General features: G+C 36.5%; 22 protein-coding genes. 11 read left to right on the top strand and 11 right to left on the bottom strand.

All coding sequences use genetic code 11. From position 1 onward, the window contains the following. Nucleotides 1-51 precede the first annotated feature (51 nt). The 8 genes from AEQSU_RS02685 (at nt 52) to AEQSU_RS02650 (ending at nt 12539) form a co-directional block, all read left to right on the top strand. Nucleotides 52-2562, top strand: coding sequence for a heavy metal translocating P-type ATPase (locus tag AEQSU_RS02685; RefSeq protein ID WP_014781320.1), 2511 nt, complete (start codon nt 52-54; stop codon nt 2560-2562). Beyond that, entirely contained in the window at nt 2559-4793 is a 2235-nt protein-coding gene (locus tag AEQSU_RS02680) for a TonB-dependent receptor (RefSeq protein ID WP_014781319.1), read from the top strand. The genes AEQSU_RS02685 and AEQSU_RS02680 overlap by 4 nt, the downstream gene beginning before the upstream one ends. 102 nt (nt 4794-4895) lie before the next feature. Continuing rightward, nucleotides 4896-5249: a heavy-metal-associated domain-containing protein gene (locus tag AEQSU_RS02675; RefSeq protein WP_014781318.1), complete on the top strand. Its 354-nt coding sequence runs from the start codon at nt 4896-4898 to the stop codon at nt 5247-5249. An 84-nt stretch (nt 5250-5333) separates the two neighbouring features. Next, nucleotides 5334-5654 carry a four-helix bundle copper-binding protein gene (locus AEQSU_RS02670; RefSeq protein ID WP_014781317.1) on the top strand — a complete coding sequence of 107 codons (321 nt, stop codon included), beginning with the start codon at nt 5334-5336 and terminating at the stop codon, nt 5652-5654. A 330-nt stretch (nt 5655-5984) separates the two neighbouring features. After that, entirely contained in the window at nt 5985-6518 is a 534-nt protein-coding gene (locus tag AEQSU_RS02665; RefSeq protein ID WP_014781315.1) for a hypothetical protein, read from the top strand. A 377-nt stretch (nt 6519-6895) separates the two neighbouring features. Continuing rightward, on the top strand, nt 6896-10108 hold the full coding sequence (locus tag AEQSU_RS02660; RefSeq protein WP_014781314.1) for a SusC/RagA family TonB-linked outer membrane protein: 3213 nt from the start codon (nt 6896-6898) through the stop codon (nt 10106-10108). Between the two features lie 11 nt (nt 10109-10119). After that, the gene (locus AEQSU_RS02655) at nt 10120-11550 is read left to right on the top strand and encodes a SusD/RagB family nutrient-binding outer membrane lipoprotein (protein ID WP_014781313.1); all 1431 of its coding nucleotides are present in this window, start codon (nt 10120-10122) and stop codon (nt 11548-11550) included. 152 nt (nt 11551-11702) lie between these two features. After that, nucleotides 11703-12539 carry a zinc-dependent peptidase gene (locus AEQSU_RS02650; RefSeq protein WP_052309012.1) on the top strand — a complete coding sequence of 279 codons (837 nt, stop codon included), beginning with the start codon at nt 11703-11705 and terminating at the stop codon, nt 12537-12539. Here the strand turns inward: AEQSU_RS02650 and AEQSU_RS02645 are convergent. The 8 genes from AEQSU_RS02645 to AEQSU_RS02610 form a co-directional block, all read right to left on the bottom strand. Next, nucleotides 12520-13503, bottom strand: coding sequence for a YpdA family putative bacillithiol disulfide reductase (locus AEQSU_RS02645; protein ID WP_014781311.1), 984 nt, complete (start codon nt 13501-13503; stop codon nt 12520-12522). The two genes, AEQSU_RS02650 and AEQSU_RS02645, sit on opposite strands and share 20 nt — an antisense overlap. 42 nt (nt 13504-13545) lie before the next feature. Next, nucleotides 13546-14208, bottom strand: coding sequence for a ribulose-phosphate 3-epimerase (rpe, locus tag AEQSU_RS02640; RefSeq protein WP_014781310.1), 663 nt, complete (start codon nt 14206-14208; stop codon nt 13546-13548). A 369-nt stretch (nt 14209-14577) separates the two neighbouring features. Next, a complete protein-coding gene (locus AEQSU_RS02635; RefSeq protein ID WP_014781309.1) occupies nt 14578-15441 on the bottom strand; it encodes a sigma-70 family RNA polymerase sigma factor in 864 nt (287 codons plus the stop codon). Between the two features lie 126 nt (nt 15442-15567). After that, on the bottom strand, nt 15568-16188 hold the full coding sequence (locus tag AEQSU_RS02630) for a hypothetical protein (RefSeq protein ID WP_014781308.1): 621 nt from the start codon (nt 16186-16188) through the stop codon (nt 15568-15570). Nucleotide 16189: 1 nt separating this feature from the next. After that, nucleotides 16190-16735, bottom strand: a complete 546-nt coding sequence (locus tag AEQSU_RS02625; RefSeq protein ID WP_014781307.1) for an RNA polymerase sigma factor — start codon at nt 16733-16735, stop codon at nt 16190-16192. A 322-nt stretch (nt 16736-17057) separates the two neighbouring features. Continuing rightward, on the bottom strand, nt 17058-17396 hold the full coding sequence (locus AEQSU_RS16580) for a hypothetical protein (protein ID WP_157429243.1): 339 nt from the start codon (nt 17394-17396) through the stop codon (nt 17058-17060). A gap of 177 nt (nt 17397-17573) precedes the next feature. Then, nucleotides 17574-17969, bottom strand: a complete 396-nt coding sequence (locus AEQSU_RS02615; protein WP_014781306.1) for a hypothetical protein — start codon at nt 17967-17969, stop codon at nt 17574-17576. An 11-nt stretch (nt 17970-17980) separates the two neighbouring features. Further along, the gene (locus AEQSU_RS02610; RefSeq protein WP_014781305.1) at nt 17981-19015 is read right to left on the bottom strand and encodes a hypothetical protein; all 1035 of its coding nucleotides are present in this window, start codon (nt 19013-19015) and stop codon (nt 17981-17983) included. Nucleotides 19016-19111: 96 nt separating this feature from the next. Between AEQSU_RS02610 and AEQSU_RS02605 the strand changes: the two genes are divergently transcribed. From AEQSU_RS02605 to AEQSU_RS02595, 3 genes are all read left to right on the top strand, one after another. Then, nucleotides 19112-19678, top strand: a complete 567-nt coding sequence (locus tag AEQSU_RS02605; protein WP_014781304.1) for a hypothetical protein — start codon at nt 19112-19114, stop codon at nt 19676-19678. 236 nt (nt 19679-19914) lie between these two features. After that, nucleotides 19915-20250: a hypothetical protein gene (locus tag AEQSU_RS02600; protein WP_157429242.1), complete on the top strand. Its 336-nt coding sequence runs from the start codon at nt 19915-19917 to the stop codon at nt 20248-20250. Nucleotides 20251-20278: 28 nt separating this feature from the next. Then, on the top strand, nt 20279-20833 hold the full coding sequence (locus AEQSU_RS02595) for a hypothetical protein (protein ID WP_014781302.1): 555 nt from the start codon (nt 20279-20281) through the stop codon (nt 20831-20833). A gap of 150 nt (nt 20834-20983) precedes the next feature. Here AEQSU_RS02595 and AEQSU_RS02590 read toward each other — a convergent pair whose 3' ends face one another. The 3 genes from AEQSU_RS02590 to accD all read right to left on the bottom strand — a co-directional run bounded on the left by AEQSU_RS02590 (nt 20984) and on the right by accD (nt 24740). Further along, a complete protein-coding gene (locus tag AEQSU_RS02590) occupies nt 20984-23227 on the bottom strand; it encodes a polyribonucleotide nucleotidyltransferase (protein ID WP_014781301.1) in 2244 nt (747 codons plus the stop codon). A 245-nt stretch (nt 23228-23472) separates the two neighbouring features. Then, on the bottom strand, nt 23473-23742 hold the full coding sequence (gene rpsO / locus AEQSU_RS02585) for a 30S ribosomal protein S15 (RefSeq protein ID WP_014781300.1): 270 nt from the start codon (nt 23740-23742) through the stop codon (nt 23473-23475). 122 nt (nt 23743-23864) lie between these two features. Further along, nucleotides 23865-24740: an acetyl-CoA carboxylase, carboxyltransferase subunit beta gene (accD, locus tag AEQSU_RS02580; protein ID WP_014781299.1), complete on the bottom strand. Its 876-nt coding sequence runs from the start codon at nt 24738-24740 to the stop codon at nt 23865-23867. Nucleotides 24741-24759: the final 19 nt, after the last annotated feature.

Raw genomic sequence — 24759 nt, 5'->3', positions numbered from 1 at the left:
TTATTTTAATTAGGTCACAATTCACTGAAATTTAGATTTTAAAAATCAAAAATGAAACACACCTATAAAATACACGGAATGACCTGCAACGGTTGCAGAGATCATGTGGAACAAACTTTAAATGGAATTAAAGGCGTTTCCAATGCATCGGTAAATCTTGAAAAAGCCGAAGCTATCATTGAAATGGAAAAGCATATTCCGCTGAAAGTTTTTGAAAAAGCATTGGAAGATGATGGCGGAAGTTACAGTATTTTTCTTCCCGAAGATGCTGAAGCAGCGCAAAAACACAAAACTAAAAAGGAAGAAAAACGAGCCAATCAAAATAGTTCTGGAACTTTCTATTGCCCAATGCACTGCGAGGGCGAAAAAACATACGACAAACCAGGCGATTGCCCAGTCTGCGGAATGGATTTGGTGGAAGAAGTAAAAACTTCAAACGCCGCCACAGAATATACTTGCCCAATGCACCCGGAAATAATTCGAGATGAACCCGGTGCCTGCCCAATCTGTGGAATGGATTTAGTGCCAAAAGAAGTAGACGAATCTGCCGAGAATAAAACCTATATAACATTGCTGAAAAAGTTTTGGATTGCCGTTGCATTTACGGTTCCTATCTTTTTGATTGCGATGTCAGAGATGATTCCAAACAATCCATTGTACGATTTAATGCCAATGAAATATTGGAATTGGGTTCAACTTGGTCTTTCATTACCTGTGGTTTTTTATGCCACTTGGATGTTTTTTGAACGCGCCTATAAATCTATAAAAACGAGAAATCTCAATATGTTTACGCTCATCGGGATTGGTGCGGGAGTGGCGTGGCTTTTCAGCGTTTTTGGAATGCTGTTTCCAGACTTTTTCCCAGATCAATTTAAAACGGAATCTGGAACTGTGCACGTTTATATTGAAGCTGCCGCAGTGATTCTTACCTTGGTTTTAATGGGGCAAGTTTTGGAGGCTCGTGCACATAATAGAACAAGTTCCGCAGTAAAAGAATTGCTGAAATTAGCACCGAACAAAGCCATTCGAATTGTAGATGGCAAAGAGGAAACTATCGCAATTGATAAAATTGAAGTAGGCGACAAACTTCGCGTAAAACCGGGAGAGAAAATCCCAGTGGACGGAAGAATTCTAGAAGGCGAAAGCTCGGTGGATGAGTCAATGATTACGGGTGAACCTGTTCCAGTTTCAAAAGCAGAAGGCGATAAAGTGAGTTCCGGAACAATAAACGGCAAACAAACTTTTGTAATGAAAGCCGAAAAAGTTGGGAGCGATACCTTGCTCTCACAAATTATTGAAATGGTAAACAAGGCTAGTAGAAGTCGCGCGCCAATTCAGAAATTAGCAGATAGAATTTCGGGTTGGTTTGTACCGATTGTGGTTTTAATTTCGGTTATCACGTTTATTATATGGGCCATTTTTGGGCCAGAACCATCTTACGTTTATGCTTTGGTCAACGCCATTGCGGTTTTAATAATCGCCTGCCCGTGTGCTTTGGGTCTTGCCACGCCAATGTCTGTAATGGTTGGAGTAGGGAAGGGCGCTCAAAACGGCGTGCTCATCAAAAATGCCGAAGCGCTGGAAACTTTAAACAAAATTGATGTTTTAATTATTGACAAAACAGGAACTATTACCGAAGGAAAACCTTCAGTTGAAAAAGTAGGTTCGGAAGATTTTTCAGAAGAAGAAGTGCTTCAATATATAGTTTCTCTTAATCAAAACAGCGAACATCCTTTGGCTGATGCAACCGTAAAATATGGAAAGGAAAAGAACTCTGAAGTTTTAAAGATAAAAGATTTCAATTCGGTTACAGGTAAAGGAGTAACTGGAACTATCAACGGAAAAAAAGCCACACTCGGGAACGAAAAGATGATGGAAGAAGCTGGTGCAAGCATTTCCGAAGCACTTCAAGAGAAAATTTCAGAAGAACAGAAAAAAGGTAAAACCGTGCCAATGCTTTCGGTTGAAGGAAAAGTGGTTGGTTACGTTGTTATTTCAGATAAAATAAAGGAAAACAGCAAAACAGCAATTGCCGAACTTCAGGAAAAAGGAATACAGGTTATAATGCTTACTGGCGATAATCACGACACGGCGAAAGCTGTAGCTTCAGAATTAAATTTAGCAGATTTTAAGGCCGAAATGCTTCCGCAGAACAAACTTGAAGTAGTTGAAAAATTGCAAGCCGAAGGAAAAAAAGTTGCAATGGCTGGCGACGGTATAAACGACGCGCCTGCTTTGGCAAAAAGTGATGTAGGTATCGCAATGGGGACTGGTACCGATGTTGCGATTGAGAGTGCAGGAATAACCTTAGTAAAAGGTGATCTGCACGGAATTGTGAAAGCTTTCCATTTAAGTGAAAAAGTAATGAGCAATATAAAGCAAAACCTATTTTTCGCATTAATTTACAATACACTCGGTGTGCCAATTGCCGCTGGAGTGCTTTATCCGTTTTTCGGAATATTATTATCACCAATGATTGCTGCGCTGGCTATGAGTTTCAGTTCGGTTTCTGTAATTACTAACGCGCTTCGATTACGAACGGCTAAATTGATTAAAAAATGAAAAATTTATTATACACATTATTTATACTTCCTTTTTGCGTTTTTTCACAAGAAAAAATTTCTGGAACTATTTCTGAAGATTATGATAACAAAGAAGTTCCGCTTGGTGGAGCGAATGTTTATTGGTTAAATACTTCCGTGGGAACAGTAACAGATTTTGACGGTAATTTTGAAATTGACTACAAACCCGAATACAAAAAAATGGTTATTAGTTTTGTGGGTTATAAAACCGATACTATTACGGTTAATTCACCAAAAAGGATTTCACATTCATTAAAATCTACGGCTAACTTGGATGAGGTTACGGTAACAGCACGTCAAAAAGCCAGTTCGCGTTCTTTTCTGCAAACACAAAACGTAATAAACGTGAGTAGTGCCGAGCTTTTAAAAGCGGCTTGCTGTAATCTTGCTGAGAGTTTTGAAACTAATCCTTCTATTGATGTGAATTTTGCCGATGCTATTTCAGGAACTAAACAGATTAAAATGCTTGGATTGAACAGTCCGTATATTTTAATTACTACCGAAAATGTACCGAGTATTCGTGGGGCATCGCAGGCGTATGGTTTGAGCTTTATTCCGGGTACTTGGGTAGAAAGTATTCAGATTACAAAAGGCGCCGGAAGTGTTACAAATGGCTATGAAAGTATAGCTGGACAAATCAATGCAGAATTGCAAAAACCCTTAACAGATGCCAAGGTTTTTGTGAATGCTTATGGATCTGGCGACGGTCGTTTTGAATTGAACACACACTTAAATACAAAAGTGACCGACAGATGGAGCACAGGATTATACATTCACGGTAATTTGCGTGAAAGTGAATTTGATAAAAATGACGATTCATTTCTAGATGCACCAATAATGCAGCAAGTAAACGTAATGAACCGTTGGCAATATATCGATCAAGATAATGGATACGTCGGCTTTTTTAATGTGAGATATTTGAATGATGAAAAGCAGACAGGACAAATTCTTTTTGATCCTAAAACAGATCGAGGTACAATGAATGCTTGGGGTAGCGAAATAAAAACCCAGCGTTTTGATGTTTCAGGAAAATTTGGCTTCGTAAATCCAGACATTCCTTGGCGTACCGGAGGAATTCAGGTAGCGTTTAGTCATCACGACCAGGAATCGTATTTTGGATTGAACGATTATAATATTCAGCATAATAGTTTATTTGCTTCGTTAAATTACAATTCAATTATTGGCGATTCTCGGAACAAGATTAAAACTGGAATAAATGTAACGTATGACGATTATGATGAATTGGCGTATACAGAAAATTACAGCCGAACTGAAAATTCTGTTGGGGCGTTTTTTGAATATAATTTCGATAACTCAGATAATCTGAGTTATAGCCTTGGATTAAGAGGTGATTTACATAACAAATTGGGGGCATTCATAACGCCTCGTTTTCATTTACGTTATACACCTTGGGACAAATCTGCCATTCGTGTTTCAGCTGGAAGAGGAAAACGAAGTGCAAACATTTTTACTGAAAATCAGAATCTATTTGCCACTTCGCGTAGTTTAAATATTTTGGGGAATGGTGGTGAGATTTACGGGCTAGATCCTGAAATTGCTTGGAATTATGGTATTTCTTATATGCAAGGTTTTAATCTTTTCAATAAAAAAGCAGATATAACTGTAGATTTTTATAGAACAGATTTTGTAAACCAAATTGTGGTTGACTGGGAAAATCCTTCAGAAATAAGTTTTTATAATTTGGAGGGAGAGAGTTTTTCTAATAATTTTCAGGCGGAATTCAACTATAATGTTTTTGAGCGTTTTGATATGAGACTTGCTTATAAATATTACGATGTAGAAACCGATTATTTAAGTGGAAGAAAACAAAATCCATTAACGCCAAATCATCGATTTTTTGCTAATGCTTCATACGAAACAAAAATGACGACGAAAGGCGGAGTTTGGAAATTTGATGCTACTTATAATTATGTTGGAGAGCAGCGATTTGCTTCAAACGAAACTTATTTGAACACCATTGGGCTTTCAGAATTTTCACCAAGTCTTTCAACGGTAAACGCGCAGATTACTAAAGTTTTTAATAGTAGTTTTGAGCTTTATGTTGGAGGAGAGAATATTACCAATGTGAAACAGCAAAATCCAATAGTTGGTAGCGATAACCCATTTGGAACAACCTTTGACACAACTTACGTTTATGGCCCAATTTTTGGAAGTTCGTATTACGCGGGATTGAGATATAGACTTAACTAAAGCCCTTTGCGTCCTCTGTGTCTTTGTGGTGAAAATAAACCACAGAGGCACAGAGGTCACAGAGATTAATGAGAAACTAAATTAAATTTAAATACAACAGACATGAAAAAAGCAATCTTAATTATTACCTTATCATTTATTGGCGCAACTGGTTTCGCCCAAAACAAAAATGCAAAAGCCACGATTGATGTGGATGGCGTTTGCGGAATGTGTAAAGAACGCATAGAAAATGCTTCTATTGGAGCAAAAGGTGTGAAAATGGCAACTTGGAATGTAGATACCCACCAGTTGGATCTAATCTATAATGAAAAGAAAACAGATCTGGCTACAATTCAGCAGAGTATTGCAGATAGTGGTCACGATACCGAAGCAGTAAAGGCTACAGATGAAGTTTATAATGCAATAGACCCTTGCTGTAAATACCGCGACCAAGAAGTTGTGGATGACCACAAATAGATCAATGAGTTTTTATTTTTTATATTTTCTTTAATACGGAGTGATGAGCTTAGTTTGTAAATTGAGATAATAAAAACTAAAGCTATGAAAAACGAAAAATTAATTCACGCCCTCGGTAATTGCATAAACCATTGTAACTACTGTGCAGACGCATGTTTAGATGAAGAAAATGTAAAAATGATGGTAAACTGTATCCGTACAGATAGAGTTTGTGCCGAAGTGTGCAGTACTCTTAACCAACTTTTGGCGACAAATTTTAGGGACGTTAAAGATTTAGTGAGTTACTGTGCAAAAGTTTGTGAGACTTGTGCGGAAGAATGTGGAAATCACGAAGCGCAACACTGTAAAGATTGTGCTGAAGCCTGCAGAAAATGCGCAGCGGAATGTAGAGCGTATGCAGCTTAAACTGGTGTGTTAAATTTTAGCTAATAAGAGAGTAATTTAACATTGGTCTATTCTACCTTTATATTATTAATTAAAAAAAATAATTGTCATGCCACAAGAAAAGCAAAACAAAAAGCCGGAACCTGCAAAAGCGCAAGCCAAAAAACAGGATAACAAAAAGGCTCCACAAGCTGCTCCTAAAAAGAAGTAGTTTTTGGTTGGTCTTTTTTGAAAGACCCAGAAAACCATCCAGATTTAAAATTTGGATGGTTTTTTTATTTAACAAATTTGAGATTTGTCTTTTTAAAGAACAATCATTTTTTATTTTTACAAGCAAAATTAAAAATTACTATGAAACAAATTTTAGGAATAGGCTCGAGAATAAATCATCAAAAACACGGCAAAGGAGTAGTGACTAACGTTACCGCAAAAATGTATTGGGTAACCTTTATTGAAAACGGATTAGAAACAATTGCTACAGACGACGACTTTGAAATTATTGAAGCCGCCGAAGATGAGGTGGACACCGTAAGCTTTTACGAAGTTGAAAAAAGTCTTCGCGACATTCTTAAGAAATGGAACGGCTTCAGTGAAATAGTCCCAATCGCAGATAAGTGGAAAGGAGGAACCATGATTTTGAAACCTTCTGATAACAATTTGGCGTCAAAAGAAATTCCTATTGATACCTTCTTTCATAAAATAGTTATGTTGCGCGATAGGCTTCGTGTTATGGAGCAAAAAATTAATGCAAGTAAAGAACTTGCAGAACAAGATAAAATAGATCTTCAACAATATATAACCCGCTGTTATGGAAGTTTGACGACTTTCAACGTGCTTTTTAAAAGCAATTCGCAGCAATTTAAGGGAGAAAGTACCTCCAAATAATATTTTAGCTACATATATTAAGTAGTAACTTTAGTTTTTTTGAACTTTAAGAATCCTTTGGAGGGAATTTCTATCTTCTAATATTTCCCTCAAAATACCCAAAACGAGCATTATTTGTGAAGTTAGAGCAAATGTTCATAAAGTGTTTGAAAATAATTTTATTTTTTTTTGAAAACTTTATTTCAAATATCAACTTCGCGTGACTCCCGAAAAGCCAAGGAAACCAAGGCTTTGCAAAAAATTATGATAAAATTTAGCCCCAAGCGTTAATTTTAAAATAACTTTTTGATAAAATTTTCATAATCTACTTTCATTAAAAGTTGGAATTGTGAGATTTTATTGGCACTTTTGGGGTGCTAATTCAAACAAACAAAAAAATGAAAACAAAGTTTAGTGGAATTTTAACACTTTTGCTAGTGTTGATTGTGCAGCTCGCTTTTGCACAGGAAAAAACGATTTCCGGAACAGTGGCCGATGACACGGGTCTACCGCTTCCAGGAGTTAACATAATTATAAAAGGTACAAGTACCGGAACACAGTCTGATTTTGATGGTAATTACTCCATTGAGGCTGCAGTAGGACAAACACTTATTTATAGCTATGTAGGTTTTGAGACCCAAGAGATTGCTGTTGGGGCCTCAAATAAGATGAACGTTACTATGGCGGCCGGAGCTGTTCTGGACGAAGTAGTAGTAACTGCACTTGGTATTTCTCGTGAGAAACAATCTCTGGGTTATTCTACGCAGCAAGTAGCTGGAGAAGATTTGGCTACTGTAAAAACCAATAACTTTACAAACGGTCTTTCCGGTAAGGTTGCTGGTCTACAAATTAGAAGAAACAATAACTTTGGTGGTTCTACCAACGTTGTTATTAGAGGTATTACCTCTTTAACTGGTGACAACCAAGCATTATTTGTTGTGGATGGTGTGCCAATTAGTAACAGAAACACCAACAGTGCAAACCAAAAGAACTCTTCTGCTGGTAACTATTATGATTATGGTAATGCTGCTGCTGATATCAATCCAGACGATATTGAGTCTGTAAACGTGCTTAAAGGTGCTGCGGCATCTGCACTTTATGGTTCTCGTGCTGCTAGTGGTGTAATCATTATTACTACCAAAAAAGGTAAGAAATCTAAAGGTATGGGAGTTACTATTAACTCTAATGCGCAAGTTGGTTTTATCGACAAGAGCACTTTTGCTGAGTATCAATCAAGCTATGGTGCTGGGTACGGTGGAGAGACTTTTACCTCTGAAGATATTAATGGTGATGGTATAAATGATGTTGTTGTCAATTATATTGATGATGCTTCTTATGGACCTGCTTTTGATCCTAATCTATTCATTTATCAGTGGGATTCATTTGACCCTGCTTCGCCAAACTATCTTAAGAAAACACCTTGGACAGCTGCGAAGAACGGACCTATTACATTCTTTGAAACTCCATTGACTCTTACAAACTCTATTTCGATTTCAAATGGTTTTGAGAATGGTTCATACCGTATGTCTTATACCAAATTGGATCAGTCTGGTTTAATGCCAAATAGCCAAATAGATAGACATAACTTTATTTTTACTGGGACATTTGATCTTTCAGAAAATTTGACAGCAGGAGCTTTTGCTAATTTTATTAAAACAGATGCTGTTGGTCGTAACTCTACTGGTTATAACGATAACGTAGTTGGTAACATGAAACAATGGTGGCAAACTAACGTAGATTTACAAGCTCAAAGGGATATTTATTATAACACCAAAAGAAACATTGGTTGGAATCCAGGTGATTCTGCTCCAGGAACTAGCCCAATATTTTGGGATAACCCATACTGGACACGTTACGAAAACTACCAAAATGATGGTAGAAGCCGTTTCTTAGGTAATTTTGACTTAAACTACAAACTTGCTGATTGGGTAAATGTTACAGGTAGAGTTTCTACTGATACTTATAATGAGCAACAAGAAGAGCGTAGAGCTGTGGGTTCTGTTCCAACTTCTTTTGGTATTACTCGTGGAAACGTTGATTCAGGATATTTAAGAAGAGATTTGACAGTTACTGAAACTAACTATGACTTAATGTTTAACTTTGATGGTGACATTACAGAAGACATTAGTATTGCAGGTCTAATAGGAACTAACATTAGAAGAAATGAGTTTAACCAATTAACTTCATCTACAGCTGGTGGATTAGTGGTTCCAGGACTTTACTCTTTACAAAATTCAAGATCGCCTCTTCCGAATTCTCAAGAAAGAGCTGAGAAAATTGGTGTAGATGGTATTTACGCTAGTGCCTCTCTTGGTTTTTGGAATGTGCTTTACATAGACGGGACTTTCCGTAGAGACAGATTCTCTACACTTCCTAAAGATGATGCTGCTTTCAATTATCCATCTATTTCTTCAAGTTTTGTGTTCAGTAAATTATTGAACGTAAATGCTATCTCTTTTGGTAAGCTTAGAGTTAACTATGCTGAAGTAGGAAATGGTGCTGATTTTGATAGATTAGAAAGTAGTTATGATATCAATACGGATATAGGAACTTCTGTACCTAGTACTGCTAACAACCGTTTTTTAGAACCAGAAAGAACCGAAGGGTATGAAGCTGGTCTTGAAATGAGATTTGTGAATAACAGAATTGGTTTCGACTTTGCTTACTATAAGACTAACTCGATTAATCAAATTGTACAAGTTCCAATTTCTGAAGCAACTGGTTCATCTAGAAAGCTTGTGAATGCTGGTAATATTGAAAACAAGGGTATTGAAGTATCTTTAAATGTTACTCCAGTAAAGAATGATAACTTTAGCTGGATGTTGAATAGTAACTTCACCAAAAACAAAAGTGAAGTACTTGAGCTTCCTAAAGGCGCTAAAGTAATTCAATTAGCTAGCTACCAAGGTGGTGTTAAAATTAACGCTGCCCTTAACCAGCCTTACGGAGTTATTTACGGTGCTGATTACAAATACGATGATAATGGGAATAAAATTGTTGGCGCAAACGGTAAGTATGCAAAAACAGGACCTAACGAAGTAATTGGAGATACTAACCCAGACTGGTTGTTAGGTGTTACCAACACTTTAAACTATAAGGCTTGGTCTATGAGTTTCTTAATTGACGTTCAACAAGGAGGAGCTGTATTTTCATTAGATCAATACTACGGTCAATCAACAGGTTTATATCCTGATACAGTTTACCTAAATGATTTAGGTAACCCTGTAAGAAACACAATCGAAAATGGTGGTGGTTTCATTAATCCAGGTGTACTTGCTGATGGTACTCCAAACACTAAGAGACTTGATGCTTCTGAGCAAGGAGCTTTTGGTTATGCCGCATACCCACAATCAGAGTTTGTGTATGACGCTAGCTATGTAAAACTACGTCAAGCTTCTCTTAGCTACACAATGCCTTCTAAGTTTCTTGAGAATACTTTTATGACAGGTCTTCAGTTTACGCTTTCTGGCTCAAACCTTTGGATCCTTCATAAAAACACACCTTACGCAGATCCAGAATCTGGATTGAGCTCTGGTAACTCTCAAGGTTATATTACAGGTTCATTGCCAACTACCCAAGATTATGGGTTCAACATTAAAGCACAATTTTAATACATAGAAAAATGAAGAAACTGATTTTAATTTTAACAGCGGCCATTTTTGCTGCTTCTTGTTCAGATAGTTTAGAGGATCTGAATAAAAATATAAAAGACCCTACAGCAGTTAGCGGTGAGAGTTTGTTCGCTTCTGCTCAAAAACAGCTTGCTGATCAGATAACTACGCCAAACGTTAACCTTAACAACCATAGGTTGTGGGCGCAACACTGGCAGGAGACTACTTATCCTGATGAAAGTAACTATGATCAAGCAACACGTCCTATTCCAGATAACCACTGGAGAGAAATGTATAGAGACGTATTGAGAGATCTTAAGCAGGCAAGTATAAATATTGATGCAACTGATAATGACATTACAAACGAGTTGAAACCAAACAAATTGGCTATCATTGAAATACTGAATGTGTATACTTTTAGTGACTTGGTAGAAACTTACGGTAACGTTCCTTATTCAGAAGCATTGGATATAGAGAATCTAACTCCTAAGTATGATGATGCCTTAACTATTTACAAAGATTTAATTGTACGTTTAACTGCAGCGATTAATTCTATGGATACTGGAAAAGGAAGTTTTACAGATGCTTCTGACAAAGTTTATGGTGGTGATGTTGCCTTATGGAAAAAGTTTGGAAATACGCTTAAGTTGAGAATGGGTATTACATTAGCTGATGTTGATGGTGCTACTGCTCAAGCTGCGGTTGAATCTGCTTTTGCTTCTGGAGTATTCACAAGCAACGCAGATGATGCTGGTTACCTTTATACTTCTCCTCCAAACGGAAATCCTTTAAATGACAACTTAGTGCTTAGTAACCGTAACGATTACGTTGCAGGTAAAACTATGGTTGATTTGATGAATGGATTGGAAGACCCAAGAAGAGGTGCTTATTTTACTGAAAAAGATGGTGCTTTTGTTGGAGGTGTAATTGGAGACCAAACGGTTTACACTGATTACAGTCACGTTACACCAGATATCCTTGGTTCAGATTATCCAGGATGGTTACTACAATATGCTGAAGCTGAATTTTTGTTAGCCGAAGGTGCTGCAAGAGGTTACGGTGTTGGCGATGCTGCAAGTCACTATAACGCGGGTATAACTGCATCCTTTGATTTTTGGGGTGTTGATGGTGCTGTTGCTTATATTGCAAAACCAGAGGTGGCTTACAACCCTGCTGCTTGGAAAGAGTCTATTGGTACTCAAGGTTATTTAGCTCTGTATAACAGAACTTTTGCTTCTTGGCTTTCACTTAGACGTTTGGATTTCCCAGTTTTGGTTAAACCATTAAAAGCTGAGTCTGGATATCCTGTGCGTTATCCTTATCCAGTATCTGAGATTAACCTAAATCCTGATATGTATGCTGAAGCAGCTGCCGCGATTGGTGGTGATAAAACAGAAACTAGGCTTTTCTGGGATAAAAATGCTAATACTTGGGGCTTTTAATTTTAAGCTCCCTAAAAACTAATATTTAATTAAATCCCTGGCTTTTGGCCGGGGATTTTTTTTGCTTTTATTTTTTGGCAAAATTATTCTACTGTCAATATAATTTCAAAAGCATTATATTTAAGTCATCTAATAAAGTTTTCTTGATAAATTTGTATATAACTTTAAAAGTAGAAACCTACGCACCTGAGCTTGCTCCTTATGCTTACGGTGTCGTAATGTTTGGTATTGTGTTTTATTTTTTTCGTGTTTTCGAAAGTTGGTACGCTTCCTATTTTAATAGACCCTTGTTTAGGCATTATTTTGTTTATAAGAAGGTGAGTGCTTCTAAAGAGACCATACTTAAAAATCAATTCGATTTTTATAATAAACTTTCGGAGAAGCACAAAAAACAATTCAACCATAGAGTGGCTCAGTTTATTTCTGAGAAAAAATTTATTGGAAGGGATAATTTGATAATTACAGAGCGGATTGAAGTTTTAATTGCTGCAATAGCTTGTATGCTTAGTTTTGGTAGAAGAAATTATACATACACTTTAATAGATGTTATACTTATCTATCCTTCTAAGTTTTACAGCACCACAAACAATAATTACCACAAAGGCGAATTTAATCCTCGACAAAGAGCCTTGGTACTTTCTTGGGAAGATTTTGAAGAAGGTTTTCAAATAAGCAATGACAATCTAAATGTTGGCATTCACGAATTTATGCACGCCATGCAGTTGGAGACCAAAGGTGGTGACGATTTGGATTCTGCTCGCTTCGTTAAGCAATTTCAAAATATTATGAAAACGGTGGCAAATCCTGAGGTTAGGCGCCAACTAGACGAAACTAAATTTTTTAGAGCTTACGCTTTTAGAAATCAATATGAATTTATGGCTGTGCTTGCTGAATACTTTTTTGAGTCGCCAGAAGATTTTAAAGATGCTTTTCCGAAGTTATATGATTATACCAAAAAGTTGCTGAACTTTAATTTTGCTGGATATTGATTTTTTCTGAAATGTTTTGAGCAATAATTTTAGAATGAATTCGCGAGTTTTCAATAAACCATTTATGGGTTTCCGTTCCGCCACAAATTACCCCTGCTAAGTATAGTCCGTCAATATTGCTTTCCATTGTTTCAGGATTGTATAGTGGGAATTGGTTTTCATTTTCCGAAAACTTGACTCCTATCTTTTTCAGAAAATCAAAATGGGGTCTATATCCAGTGAGTGCAATTACGAAATCATTCTTTAAAATTTCTCTACCTTTTGGGGTGGTTATGAAAACTTCACTTTCAGTAATTTTTTCAATTTCAGAATTAAAATATGCTTTTATACTTCCTTCTTTAATTCGGTTTTCAATGTCTGGTTTTACCCAATATTTAACGCGTTCACCTATTTCTGGTCCACGGACAATCATAGTTACCTCACCACCTTTCCGATATATTTCCAAAGCAGCATCTACAGCGGAATTGCTTGCGCCAACCACAATTACCTTTTGCATTACGAATGGATGCGCTTCTTTGTAATAGTGCATCACTTTCGGTAATGATTCGCCTGTAATGTTCAGCATTTTTGGAATGTCGTAAAAACCTGTACTTATAATAATATTCTTGGCTTTGTAAGTGTTTTTTTCTGAAACTACGATGAAATGACTTTCAGTTTTTTCAACCGAAAGAATCGTTTCATATAAATTTATAAGAAGTTTATTAGAAGTAGCTACACGCCTATAATATTCCAAAGCCTCATTTCTAGTAGGTTTGGGGTTGTTACTGATGAAGGGAATACCATCAAGCTCCAATTTTTCCGAAGTGGAAAAGAAGGTCATATTTAGCGGATAATTATAAATTGAATTGATAAGTGTCCCTTTTTCAATAACTATGTACTGAAGACCTTTTTTTTTACATTCCAAAGCACAGGCAATACCTATTGGGCCAGCGCCAATTATTAAAACGTCTTTCGTGTCAGTCATTCTGAGCCGTGCGATGGAATGTTATGAACTCCAGCGCAGTTTTTAATTATTTGTAAGTTTCTTTAAATCTTGAATGGTTTGTGAAGGATCGGTCGACCCAAAAACATAGCTTCCGGCAACTAAAACATCTGCGCCAGCAGCAACAAGTTGTTTGGCGTTTTCGTTAGTTACCCCGCCATCAATTTCAATTTTAGTGGAAGCGCCGTTGGCTTCAATAATTTTTCTAAGTTGTTTTATTTTCTTATAAGTGTTTTCAATAAAACTCTGGCCGCCAAAACCTGGGTTTACACTCATCATACAGACCAAATCAATATCGTTTATAGTGTCTTCTAAAAGCGAAACATTGGTATGTGGGTTTATGGCTACGCCAGCTTGCATTCCTTCAGCTTTTATGGCTTGTAAAGAACGATGTAGATGCGTGCAAGCTTCATAATGAACTGAAAGTATATTTGTTCCTAAATCAGCAAATGCTTTTATGTAGCGATCTGGATCTATTATCATCAAATGAACGTCCAAGGGTTTTTTAGCATGTGCCGCAATGCTTTTAATCACGGGCATTCCGAAAGAAATATTTGGAACAAAAAGCCCATCCATCACATCTATGTGAAACCAATCTGCTTTGCTATTGTTTATCATTTCGATGTCGCGCTGAAGGTAAGCGAAATCTGCGGCAAGGACGGAAGGTGCAATTAGTATGTCGTTCATTTTTTAAAGTTTTTGCAAAGGTAAAGATAAGTTGGGAGTTTATGGGTTTCAATTTTTATGAGTTTGGTAGATACGACTACTGACTCGCCAGTTAAATGAGTTTAGTGGTGGTGAATCGCGAGTCGCCATTAAGAATTATATTTTTGAAATTTTAATTTTATTTGGTCCCGATAGTTATCGGGATGGCGTTCGCTATTTTGTATTGAATGAAAAACCCTCGGTAATCAGCCGAGGGTTCATTCATCAATCAAAAAACGAACAGTTGTCATCCTGATTTAAAACCAGGATTATACTGTAAGTTAACTTTATGGGTGTTTGGCACTTCGGCTACGCTCGATGACCGAAAACCGTAGCTGAGAGGAGTCGAAGCTATCCCAAATATGTCATTAATATTTTACTTCTTGAAGTATGCTTTAATCTTCGGATTGCCTTTTCTTTAATTTGGCGAACGCGCTCACGTGTAAGATCAAATGTTTCACCTATTTCTTCCAAAGTCATTGGGTGTTGATCTCCAAGACCAAAATAAAGACGAATAACGTCTGCTTCCCGTGGCGTTAATGTTTCCAAAGCACGTTCTATTTCTGTTCTAAGCGATTCGTGCAACAAAGCGCGGTCCGGGTTTGGACTTTCACCACTTCGCAAAACGTCGTAAAGGTTACTATCTTCTCCTTCTACAAGCGGTGCGTCCATTGATACGTGACGGCCAGAGTTTTTCATGGACTCTTTTACGTCATTAATGGTCATGTCTAGTTCCTTCGCAATTTCTTCTGCGGAAGGTGGGCGCTCATTGGCTTGTTCCAAATAAGCATACATTTTGTTGATTTTGTTGATGCTTCCAATCTTGTTCAAAGGCAAACGAACAATACGTGATTGCTCTGCCAAAGCTTGAAGAATAGACTGACGAATCCACCAAACGGCATAAGAAATAAATTTAAAACCACGCGTTTCATCAAAACGTTGTGCGGCTTTAATAAGGCCAAGGTTTCCTTCATTAATAAGATCTGGAAGGGTAAGTCCTTGGTTTTGGTATTGCTTCGCCACCGAAACCACGAAACGTAAGTTTGCTTTGGTCAATTTTTCCAAAGCAAGAAGGTCACCCGCTTTTATGCGTTGTGCCAATTCTACTTCTTCGTCTGCGGTGATTAAGTCAACTTTACCAATTTCCTGAAGGTATTTGTCTAATGAAGCAGTTTCCCTGTTGGTTACCTGCTTTGTAATTTTAAGTTGTCTCATTTAAGAAATGTCCTGTAGATTAAGGTTTAAACTTGTGTACTTAGTTATACGTAATAGATGCGTAAAAGGTTACAAAAGTTATAAACTTTTTAAAGCTATGTCATTTCAAACTATAGAATCTTCTGCTTATTGTCCAGGATTGTCAGCTTTTTTGTTTGCTACGGAATCTAATGTTTTATATTGTTCGGCCACCAGACTATCAATTTCGTTTTTATTGGTCGTTATCAGCTGCTTGCCATCTTTACTGTTGTAGTAATAATATTTTTCGGAAACATTGTATGTTTCTTCTATTGCTTTGTTTTTTGAAGTGGTTATTTTATTGTTGATTTTAGATTTCGAAGAAATTTCCTTTTCACTCAAAATTGAATTCTCTTGAATTGGTGTAGTTTGAGAAAGTTTTTGGGAATTTAACTTTGTAACGTTTATTGAATTTTTAGTTACAATTTCATTAGTATTTTCATTATTTTCTTTTTCTGAAGAAGAGAATGGTTGCTCAGTTGAAGACGGGTTATTTTCTGGTTTTTCAATGTTTGATTGCAACAAACTCTCGCTGCTAAACAATAGAAAGAATATGAATAAAGTAGAAATTCCACTGCCCACAAGCCAATAGAAAAGGATTCTTTTTTTTCTGCGTTTCTCTTCGTCTAAGGAAGTGTTTATCTTTTTCCAAAGATTCTTGCTGGGATTGTTTTTTTTGTTTGCCAGTCTATTTTCAAATAGCTGTCCTATGTCTTTTTTCTGTCCCATTTTAATTTATTTTTGAATATTTGGGGTTGTTTATTGCTTCAACTTTGTCACGCAAAATCAACTTTGCACGATGGTAGTTTGATTTGGAAGTTCCTTCGGAAATATTCATAAGTTCAGCAATTTCTTTATGTGTAAAACCGTCCATTTGAAAGAGGTTAAAAACCAGTCTATATTGGTCTGGCAATTCTTGAATGAGTTTTAAAAGTTGGTCTATTGAAATATCGGTTTCTTCATCAGTTTCAACAGTTTCTTCAAGAATGTCGTTGTTTATTTCAATAGGCACAGGTTTTTGTGCTTTGTATTTATCTATGGCTTTAAATATAGTAATTCGTTTCATCCAGCCTTCAAAAGAACCTTTGTGTTTAAAGGTTTTTATTTTTTGAAATATAGTTATGAAGGTGTCATGCAAGTTGTCTTCTGCGTCGGCTTGATTTCTACAATACTTTAAAGAGGTAAAAAAAAGGGTGTCTTTGTACTGCTGGAACAGTTCGTTCTGAGCTGTCCGGTTGTTTTTAATGCATTGATTTATTAGTTCTTCTGTTTTCAAATAGAATTTTGATTTTAAAATGATCTTATTGGTCGTACAATCATTTTGCTGTCTTTTCCAGTAAATAGTTCTCTATTATCTGGAAGAACAGTTGTTACTGAAAAATCATACACTTCATAATTCAAATATAAAAAGCCTCCGTTACCATCATTTGTTCCCCATCCTTCTGAAGAACTTGCTTAAACAATAAATTTTCCATTATTTGCATCATTGTTTAAATCAGGAAAACCTCCAATCAAGTTTCTTTTTTCATAGATTAATACCAATTCATCAATTGAAGGCAAATACCAATCATTATATCCATTTCCATCCAAATCATAAGCTAATCGCGCTGCACTATCTGGTTCGTGGCAAAAGTTGATGATGGCAAGTGTGTTTTGCGCTCCAAAACCGATGCCGTCATTTTGGGCAATAGGAGCGGTTGGAGGTACTGGGTTTGGTTGAGTGAAACAGCCCAAGGAGCGTCTGCAAGATCGGATTGATATGCAATTAATCCGTGTTCGCCAGAATTATCTAGATAGAAAATGATTCCTCCTTGGTATTCCTGTCCAATTTCCAATACTAAATTTTCTTTAGGGGTATCATCATTTTTACTACACGAAATTAGTAAAAATGTTGCAGTCAATAATAGAGCTAAGAATTTTTGATGTTTTGTTTTCATATCATTTTTTAGTTAGATTTTATTACAATAAGATCTGAACAAACAGACAAAGAGGTGAAAAATATCTTGGCAATGTGTTTCTCGCAAATTTTGTTTTGAGCTATGCGGTGGTTTTTTTATGCATTGTTTTATTAGTTCTTCCGTATTCAAAAGAAATATTTTGATTTTTTAAAAGGTTCAATAGGCTGTTATTACAATAATATTGCCGCATGCTGGTACTCCTTCTGGTGAGATACTAAAGCCTAATATAGAATCTTTTACAAAATTCTTTGCGGTTCTAAATTTTGCTGTTGCAGCATTTTGCCCTTCTACAAGCGTAATTGAATTCCCTTGCACTGTCCATTCATAAATATCACTTTCAAAATTGCTTGTATATGTAAGCGAAATTATTTGATCAGATTTTGCCTGTATAGGGCCTTCTACACAACATTCAGTATATAACGTTTTTGCCATTCCACCTCCACAGTCGTTTTGAATCGGTGGTTGGTCAACTGCATTTTCATCGTTATCTTTTGAACAGGAGAAGCATACTAGCACGGAAAGTATTAAAATTGTATAAAAATTTGTTTTCATGTTTTTAAGTTTTAACAGTTAATAGCTTTTAAAATTATGGGTAAATAAGCAACAGGTTCTCCAGTATTTACATCTTCAAACCTAATATAAATAACTTGAGGGTTTACGGTGTTTTCATACATTATATTAACAATAGGATTGGTGCCTGCTAGCATATCATCATACGTTTCATAATAGCTTGCAGCAACGGTTGCTGGATCAGGGATTCCTGTTAATGGGAAGAAACAATCAAAGTAGCTTTCCAAATCAAAAATTGCGCTGCCGGAATTTGACTCGGTTTCGCACTCTTCAAAAAGAAATTTTCGGCAAGGTTCGTAACAATCTTTTAGTAAACGATAGCTGTCTGTTCCGTTTGTGATTTCCATTTGTGTTTCGTCAAAACTAACTACTTTCCAATCAAAATTCCAATCGTCGATTACGTTAGCATCTCCAGTTAGGAAAATGTTGAGATGCAGTTCTTCTTCAATAAAATAGGTTATCCAAGTTCCGCCGAAGGAATGATCTTGAAAATACAAACCTGCATTTCCAAAATTGGTTACTTCAAAATAAGAACCCTCGTATTCGCTATTGGGACCAGCCAAATGGTCAATTTTCCACATGCACGAAGTTTCTGTTAGAATATTGTTGCACGTCGTGATAGTGTCTGCCTGCAAACATTTATTTATTGCATCTTTCAGTTCGTCGTTGTTATTGATAACGTAGGGTTCGCCATTGTTTAAAACACTGCTAATTGGGTAACTTAGCCCAATGGATTTTCCTTCTTCCAACGCATCTAAAAAGTCGCTGAATTCTATATCGCTATTTATAATTTGGTAGGCGAAAACTTCCATGTTTTCATCATAAACCACTAATGTAAAAGCATAATTGAAATCGATACAGGTAATTTGGTTCTCAAAATCATTGCTACAAGCTTTCTGGATAAGGTTGTATAATTCAGAATTTACAATAATTACTTTTGAAGGATCTGCTTTGCTTATAGGTTCATCTTCGCAAGAATTGAAAACCGTGAGCAACAGGATAAGAGGTAGGTACCAAAGATTTTTCATAATTGTTTTGTTTGTGTTACTCTATAGTCTAAAATTTTTGGAAAGGTTGCGTTGCAAATATTATTTTTATCATCTTTGATTTATAATATCTAGGTTATGAGAATAAAAGCGTTGTTATTCGTATTTATACTTTTCGGTATTCTTAATGTGTATTCACAAGATAATGAAGTGCCAAACACTTTTGCTTATCATTCCTTTAGTTTTTCCCCAGCAAAGGTTTATTCTGAAAATAAAAATACGGGTCTTGGTTTTAGCGGAGATGTTCGATTCTCCCTTGGCAATAATTTAGTGGGAATAGGAGCTGAAGGTGGTGGAGAAATAAATATTCTGGATCACAATGACTCCTATTATGAGTTAAACCTTTTGTATGGAAGAGAGTTCCAAATTAAGAATCGATTTTTTGTTGACGTATTTTCAGGCTTAGGTTATTTTAGGTTGAATACCATTGAAACAATCAGTGACCGAAATACGGGCTTTTATGAAGAATTTGAAGTTGACTACAAAACCATTGGGGTTCCAGTTACTGTTATAACAAGGCTAATGCTAAAAAATGGATTTTCTTTGGGATTGCAATTCCACGTAAATCTAAATAAGGATAAGTTCTTGTTTGGAAGCGGTATTCATCTTCAATTTACGCGAAGAAGTAGAAGTCCTTATGAATAGAGAAGTTTTCATTTAACCATACTATTGAAAACCTTTTAATCAACTCGACCAACTGTAGAAACCGTACATACTACTCCCTAATAATATAAATGGGGATTAATGGTTTTCAAGTATATTTCAAATTAAAAGCAAATCTTGGTTAAGATTGATTCTGTTTTGTATATCCGTTTTCTGCACAAGTCAATTTTAATGATGCTAAAAATTTATTCGGATTATCTGCTTTGGGTGGTAGTAAAGTGAAACTTTTAGGAGATAATAATGATTGGTTTTATGAAATTGATTTGCTTTATGGGAGAGAATTTAAACTTGGCGAACGGTTCTATATTTCGGGCTACACCGGAGCTGGTATATACTCGCGCCATTATAATTCTTATAACGGTACTAAATATGATCTTGAAAACGAATCATTTTTTGCAGTGCCAATAAAACTAAATTTGAGTCCAATGGTAACGAGCCGTTTTGCAATTGGGTTTGAAATGCAAGCGACCATCAGTAACCAGAAAACCCTTTTTACAGGCGGACTATTATTGCAGTATTATCATAAAACAAAATATAATCGTAAAATAATGTAAGAATCTTTAACTTCTAAAATCCTTAATTATGAAATCTTTAAAAAACAAGTTTATCTTTTTTGGTGTGGTTTGCTTTTTAACCACCTTCATTACCCAGGCTCAAAATGAGACCAGTTCAAATAGTTTTTCATATCGTTCCTTTTCCGTCAGTCCATTAGGAGTTTATGTAGGTTCAAATTCTGGACCTTATTTAACTGGCGATGTTAGTTTTGATTACGGAAAAAGCATCTTTAGTTTGGCTGGTGGATTTGGGACTGAAGGCAATTTTATAGGCAGCAGCGACGATATTGCCGAAGTAAATTTTTTATATGGAAGAAGTTTTCCGTTAGGTGAAAAAATATTTACAGAAGTCTATATTGGCGCAGGTTACTTTCATTATAACACTTATGGTTTAACCGATGAAATTACCCGAACTAGGGGAGATATCGATGAAAGTACCATTGGTTTTCCGATAGGCGCCAAATTGCAATTTAAATTGGGAGAACGATACTCCATGGGTCTTAAATTGGGCGGTAACATTAATGCTGTAGAAAGCATTGCCACCGTGGGCTTGGTGCTTCAATGGAACCGAAAGCGTAATTAAAAATGAACCATAATGAAAAAACGCCTTCTTCCAAAGTTTCAGGAATGAAGACGTTTTTTTTAAGTTAAGAGTTAAGAGTTAAGAGTTAAGAGTTATGAGTTTAGAGTTAATTATAGATCTTAACCCAGCACTCATAACTCATAACTAAATTTAATCTCTCTTTCTATCTCTATCACGACTATTGCGATCATCACGGCCACGGTTGTCGCGTCCACGATTATCACGTCCACCGCTTCGGCTATCGTCACGTGGTGGGCGTTCTTTGTAACCTTCTGGTTTTGGCAATAACGCTTTTCTAGAAACTTTATCTTTCTTCGTTCTTGGGTCGAAACCTATGAATTTTACATCAAAAACATCACCCATATTTACAACATCGGTTACGTTTTCTGTGCGTTCCCAAGCAAGTTCGCTAACGTGTAGCAAAGTCTCGTTTCCTGGAGCATCCATATATTCAACAACAGCACCAAAGTCAAGCATCTTGATTACTTTCACTTCGTAAACGCTTCCAACTTCTGGCTTAAAGGTTAAGGAATCAATTTTTGCTAAAACAGCATCAATTCCTTCTTGTCCAGTACCTAAAATTTCAACAATACCTTCTTCAGTTACAGGGTCTTCGTTAATCACGATAGTACATCCTGTTACTTTTTGAAGTTCTTGAATAACTTTTCCACCTGGTCCAATTAATGCGCCAATGTATTCATTAGGAATACGAACAGTCACCATTTTAGGTGCATAAGGTTTCACATCTTCACGAGGTGCAGCAATAGCTTCGGTCAATTTATCAAGAATGTGTAAACGACCATCTCTCGCTTGGTTTAATGCAGCTACAAGAATCTCATAACCCAATCCTTTCACTTTAATATCCATCTGGCAAGCTGTAATACCATCTGCCGTTCCGGTTACTTTAAAGTCCATATCTCCTAAGTGATCTTCATCACCCAAAATATCAGATAGTACTGCATATTTTCCACTATCACCATCAGAAATTAATCCCATTGCGATACCAGAAACTGGTTTTTTCATTTGGATACCGGCATCCATCATTGCCATTGTACCTGCACAAACAGTTGCCATAGATGATGAACCGTTAGATTCTAATACTTCAGAAACTACACGTACCGTGTACGGGCAATCTGCTGGTACCATTCCTTTAAGTGCACGTTGTGCCAAGTTACCGTGACCTACCTCACGACGAGATGTTCCACGAATTGGTCTAGCTTCTCCTGTACAGAAAGGTGGGAAGTTATAGTGAAGGTAGAAAGTTTCTTCTCCTTCGTAAGATGGCATATCAATTTTGTTTGCTTCTCTTGAAGTTCCCAAAGTTACGGTTGCCAAGGCTTGCGTTTCTCCACGAGTGAAAATTGCTGAACCGTGAACAGATGGTAAATAATCAACTTCACACCAAATTGGGCGAATGTCAACTGTTTTACGGCCATCTAAACGTAGACCTTCGTTTAATGTTAAATCACGAATTGTAGCTTTTTCTGCTTTACGGTAGTATTTTGAAACTAGATCGCCAAAGTCTTCTAATTCTTCTTCAGAAAAAGTAGCTTTAATAGCATCTTTTATTTCAGAAAAAGCAGCACTTCTTTCGTGCTTAGCTGAACCAGCTTGTGCAATAGCATATACTTTATCATAAGCCATATCGTATACCTTTTTCTCAAGGTCTGCATCTTCTCTTTCTGCTGGATACTCACGAGTTTCTTTTTTTCCAAAAGCTTCGGCCAATCTAATCTGCGCAGCACATTGTACTTTAATATGTTCGTGTGCAAATTTAATTGCTTCGGTCATTTCTTCTTCAGAAATTTCCTTCATTTCGCCTTCTACCATCATTACGCTGTCTGCAGAAGCACCAATCATCATATCGATGTCAGATTCTTCTAGCTGTGCTCTTGAAGGGTTGATTACGAATTCGCCATTTACACGTCCTACTCTTGCTTCAGAAATAGCACATTCAAAAGGAAAATCTGAAAGTTGAATAGCTGCAGAAGCGGCTAAACCTGCCATAGCATCTGGCATTACATCTTCATCATGACTCATTAATTGAATCATAACTTGTGTTTCTGAGTGATAATCTTTTGGGAAAAGGGGACGCAATACACGATCCACCAAACGCATTGTCAATACTTCACCGTCGCTCGGTCTTGCTTCTCTTTTGAAGAAACCACCAGGATAACGACCTGAAGCTGCGAATTTTTCGCGATAGTCTACTGTTAATGGTAGAAAATCTAAGTCTTTTTGCTCGTAGTTGGAAACTACGGTACAAAGCAACATACATTTTCCGGATTGTACAACAACAGAACCATGGGCCTGTTTTGCCAATTTTCCGGTTTCGATGGAAATTTCTCTTCCATCACCTAGGTCTATGACCTCTCTAAATACTTTAGGTATCATTTGTTTTTCATTTATGCGCACGCGATTGTGCGCAGTTACTTTTGGTCAAAGTCTGATTTTCAGACTTAGTGTTGTTGTGTTGTTGTGGTTGACCAATGAAAAACCTTTGGGTAGCTTTTCTGTGTTCTAATAAATCTTTAAACTTACTTGAAGTGATTCCGAAACAAGTTCGGAATGGCAGGTTAATGTCAATAAATAATAAGCAATAAAAATAAAAAGGGCTCGTAAAGAGCCCTTTAAAAAAATTACTTACGTAATCCTAATTCTTTAACGATAGCACGGTAACGAAGTACGTCTTTCTTGGTTAAATAGTCCAAAAGAGCTCTTCTTTTACCTACTAACATTACCAAAGAACGCTCAGTGTTGTAGTCCTTGTGGTTTGCTTTAAGGTGCTTAGTTAAATGCTCTATTCTATAAGTGAATAATGCAATTTGTCCTTCTGCAGAACCTGTGTCTTTTACAGATTTTCCGTGTTTTTTGAAAATATCTTCTTTTTCTTTAATGTCTAAATACATGCTAATATTTGTGTAAATGATTTTTATGTATCGATTACCGTTTTGATAATCAAGGTTGCAAAAGTAATAAAAGTAATCAGTATACGGCCTTCTATAGCCAGTTTTTTTTAAATTTTAGAAAATCAAGCCGATTTTTCAACTTTTTCTCTAAGCGGTCTGTTTAGAACCAAATCTAGATAGAGATTCACTTTTCGTTTTAAGTCTCTACGGTGGGTTATGAAATCGAGGAAACCGTGTTCCAAAACAAATTCTGCGGTCTGGAAACCTTCAGGCAATTCCTTCCCCGTAGTATCTCTAACAACGCGAGGTCCAGCAAAACCAATTAGTGCGCCTGGCTCACCAATGTTTATATCGCCCAACATAGCGAAAGATGCGGTTGTTCCACCTGTAGTTGGGTCGGTGCTCAACGAAATATAAGGTATTCCGGCATCGCTTAACTGAGCAAGTTTTACACTTGTTTTTGCAAGCTGCATCAATGAAAGTGCGGCTTCCATCATTCGGGCTCCACCACTTTTTGAGATTATCAATAATGGAATTTTTTTCTTCAAGGAATAATCTGCGGCACGAACAATTTTTTCGCCTACAACGCTTCCCATAGAACCACCAATAAAACTAAAATCCATACAAGCAATAACCAAATCTTCGCCCATAGATTTTCCAACGGCGCAACGAATTGCGTCTTTAAGACCAGTTTTGTCCTGTGCTTCCTTCAGTCTATCTGTATATTTTTTCTTGTCTTCAAACTTTAAGGTGTCTTGAGAGGTAAGATTTTTATCCAGTTCTTTGAATTTGTTGTCGTCAAAAAGAATTTCGAAATATTCTTTACTACCAACTCGCACGTGGTAACCATCTTCCGGACTTACGTAAAAATTCTTTTCAAGCTCTTCGCTATCTACGATTTTTCCAGTAGGTGATTTATACCAAAGTCCTTTAGGGACGTCTTTTTTATCTTCGGTTGGGGTTTGAATTCCCTTTTTTGTTCTTTTAAACCAAGGCATAATTTAGTTGGGAGTTATG

It is taken from the genome of Aequorivita sublithincola DSM 14238 (assembly GCF_000265385.1).
Taxonomy (GTDB): Bacteria; Bacteroidota; Bacteroidia; order Flavobacteriales; family Flavobacteriaceae; genus Aequorivita; species Aequorivita sublithincola.
The sequence above is the reverse complement of the archived record's forward strand: the minus strand, read 5'-3'. Positions and strand labels throughout refer to the sequence as shown.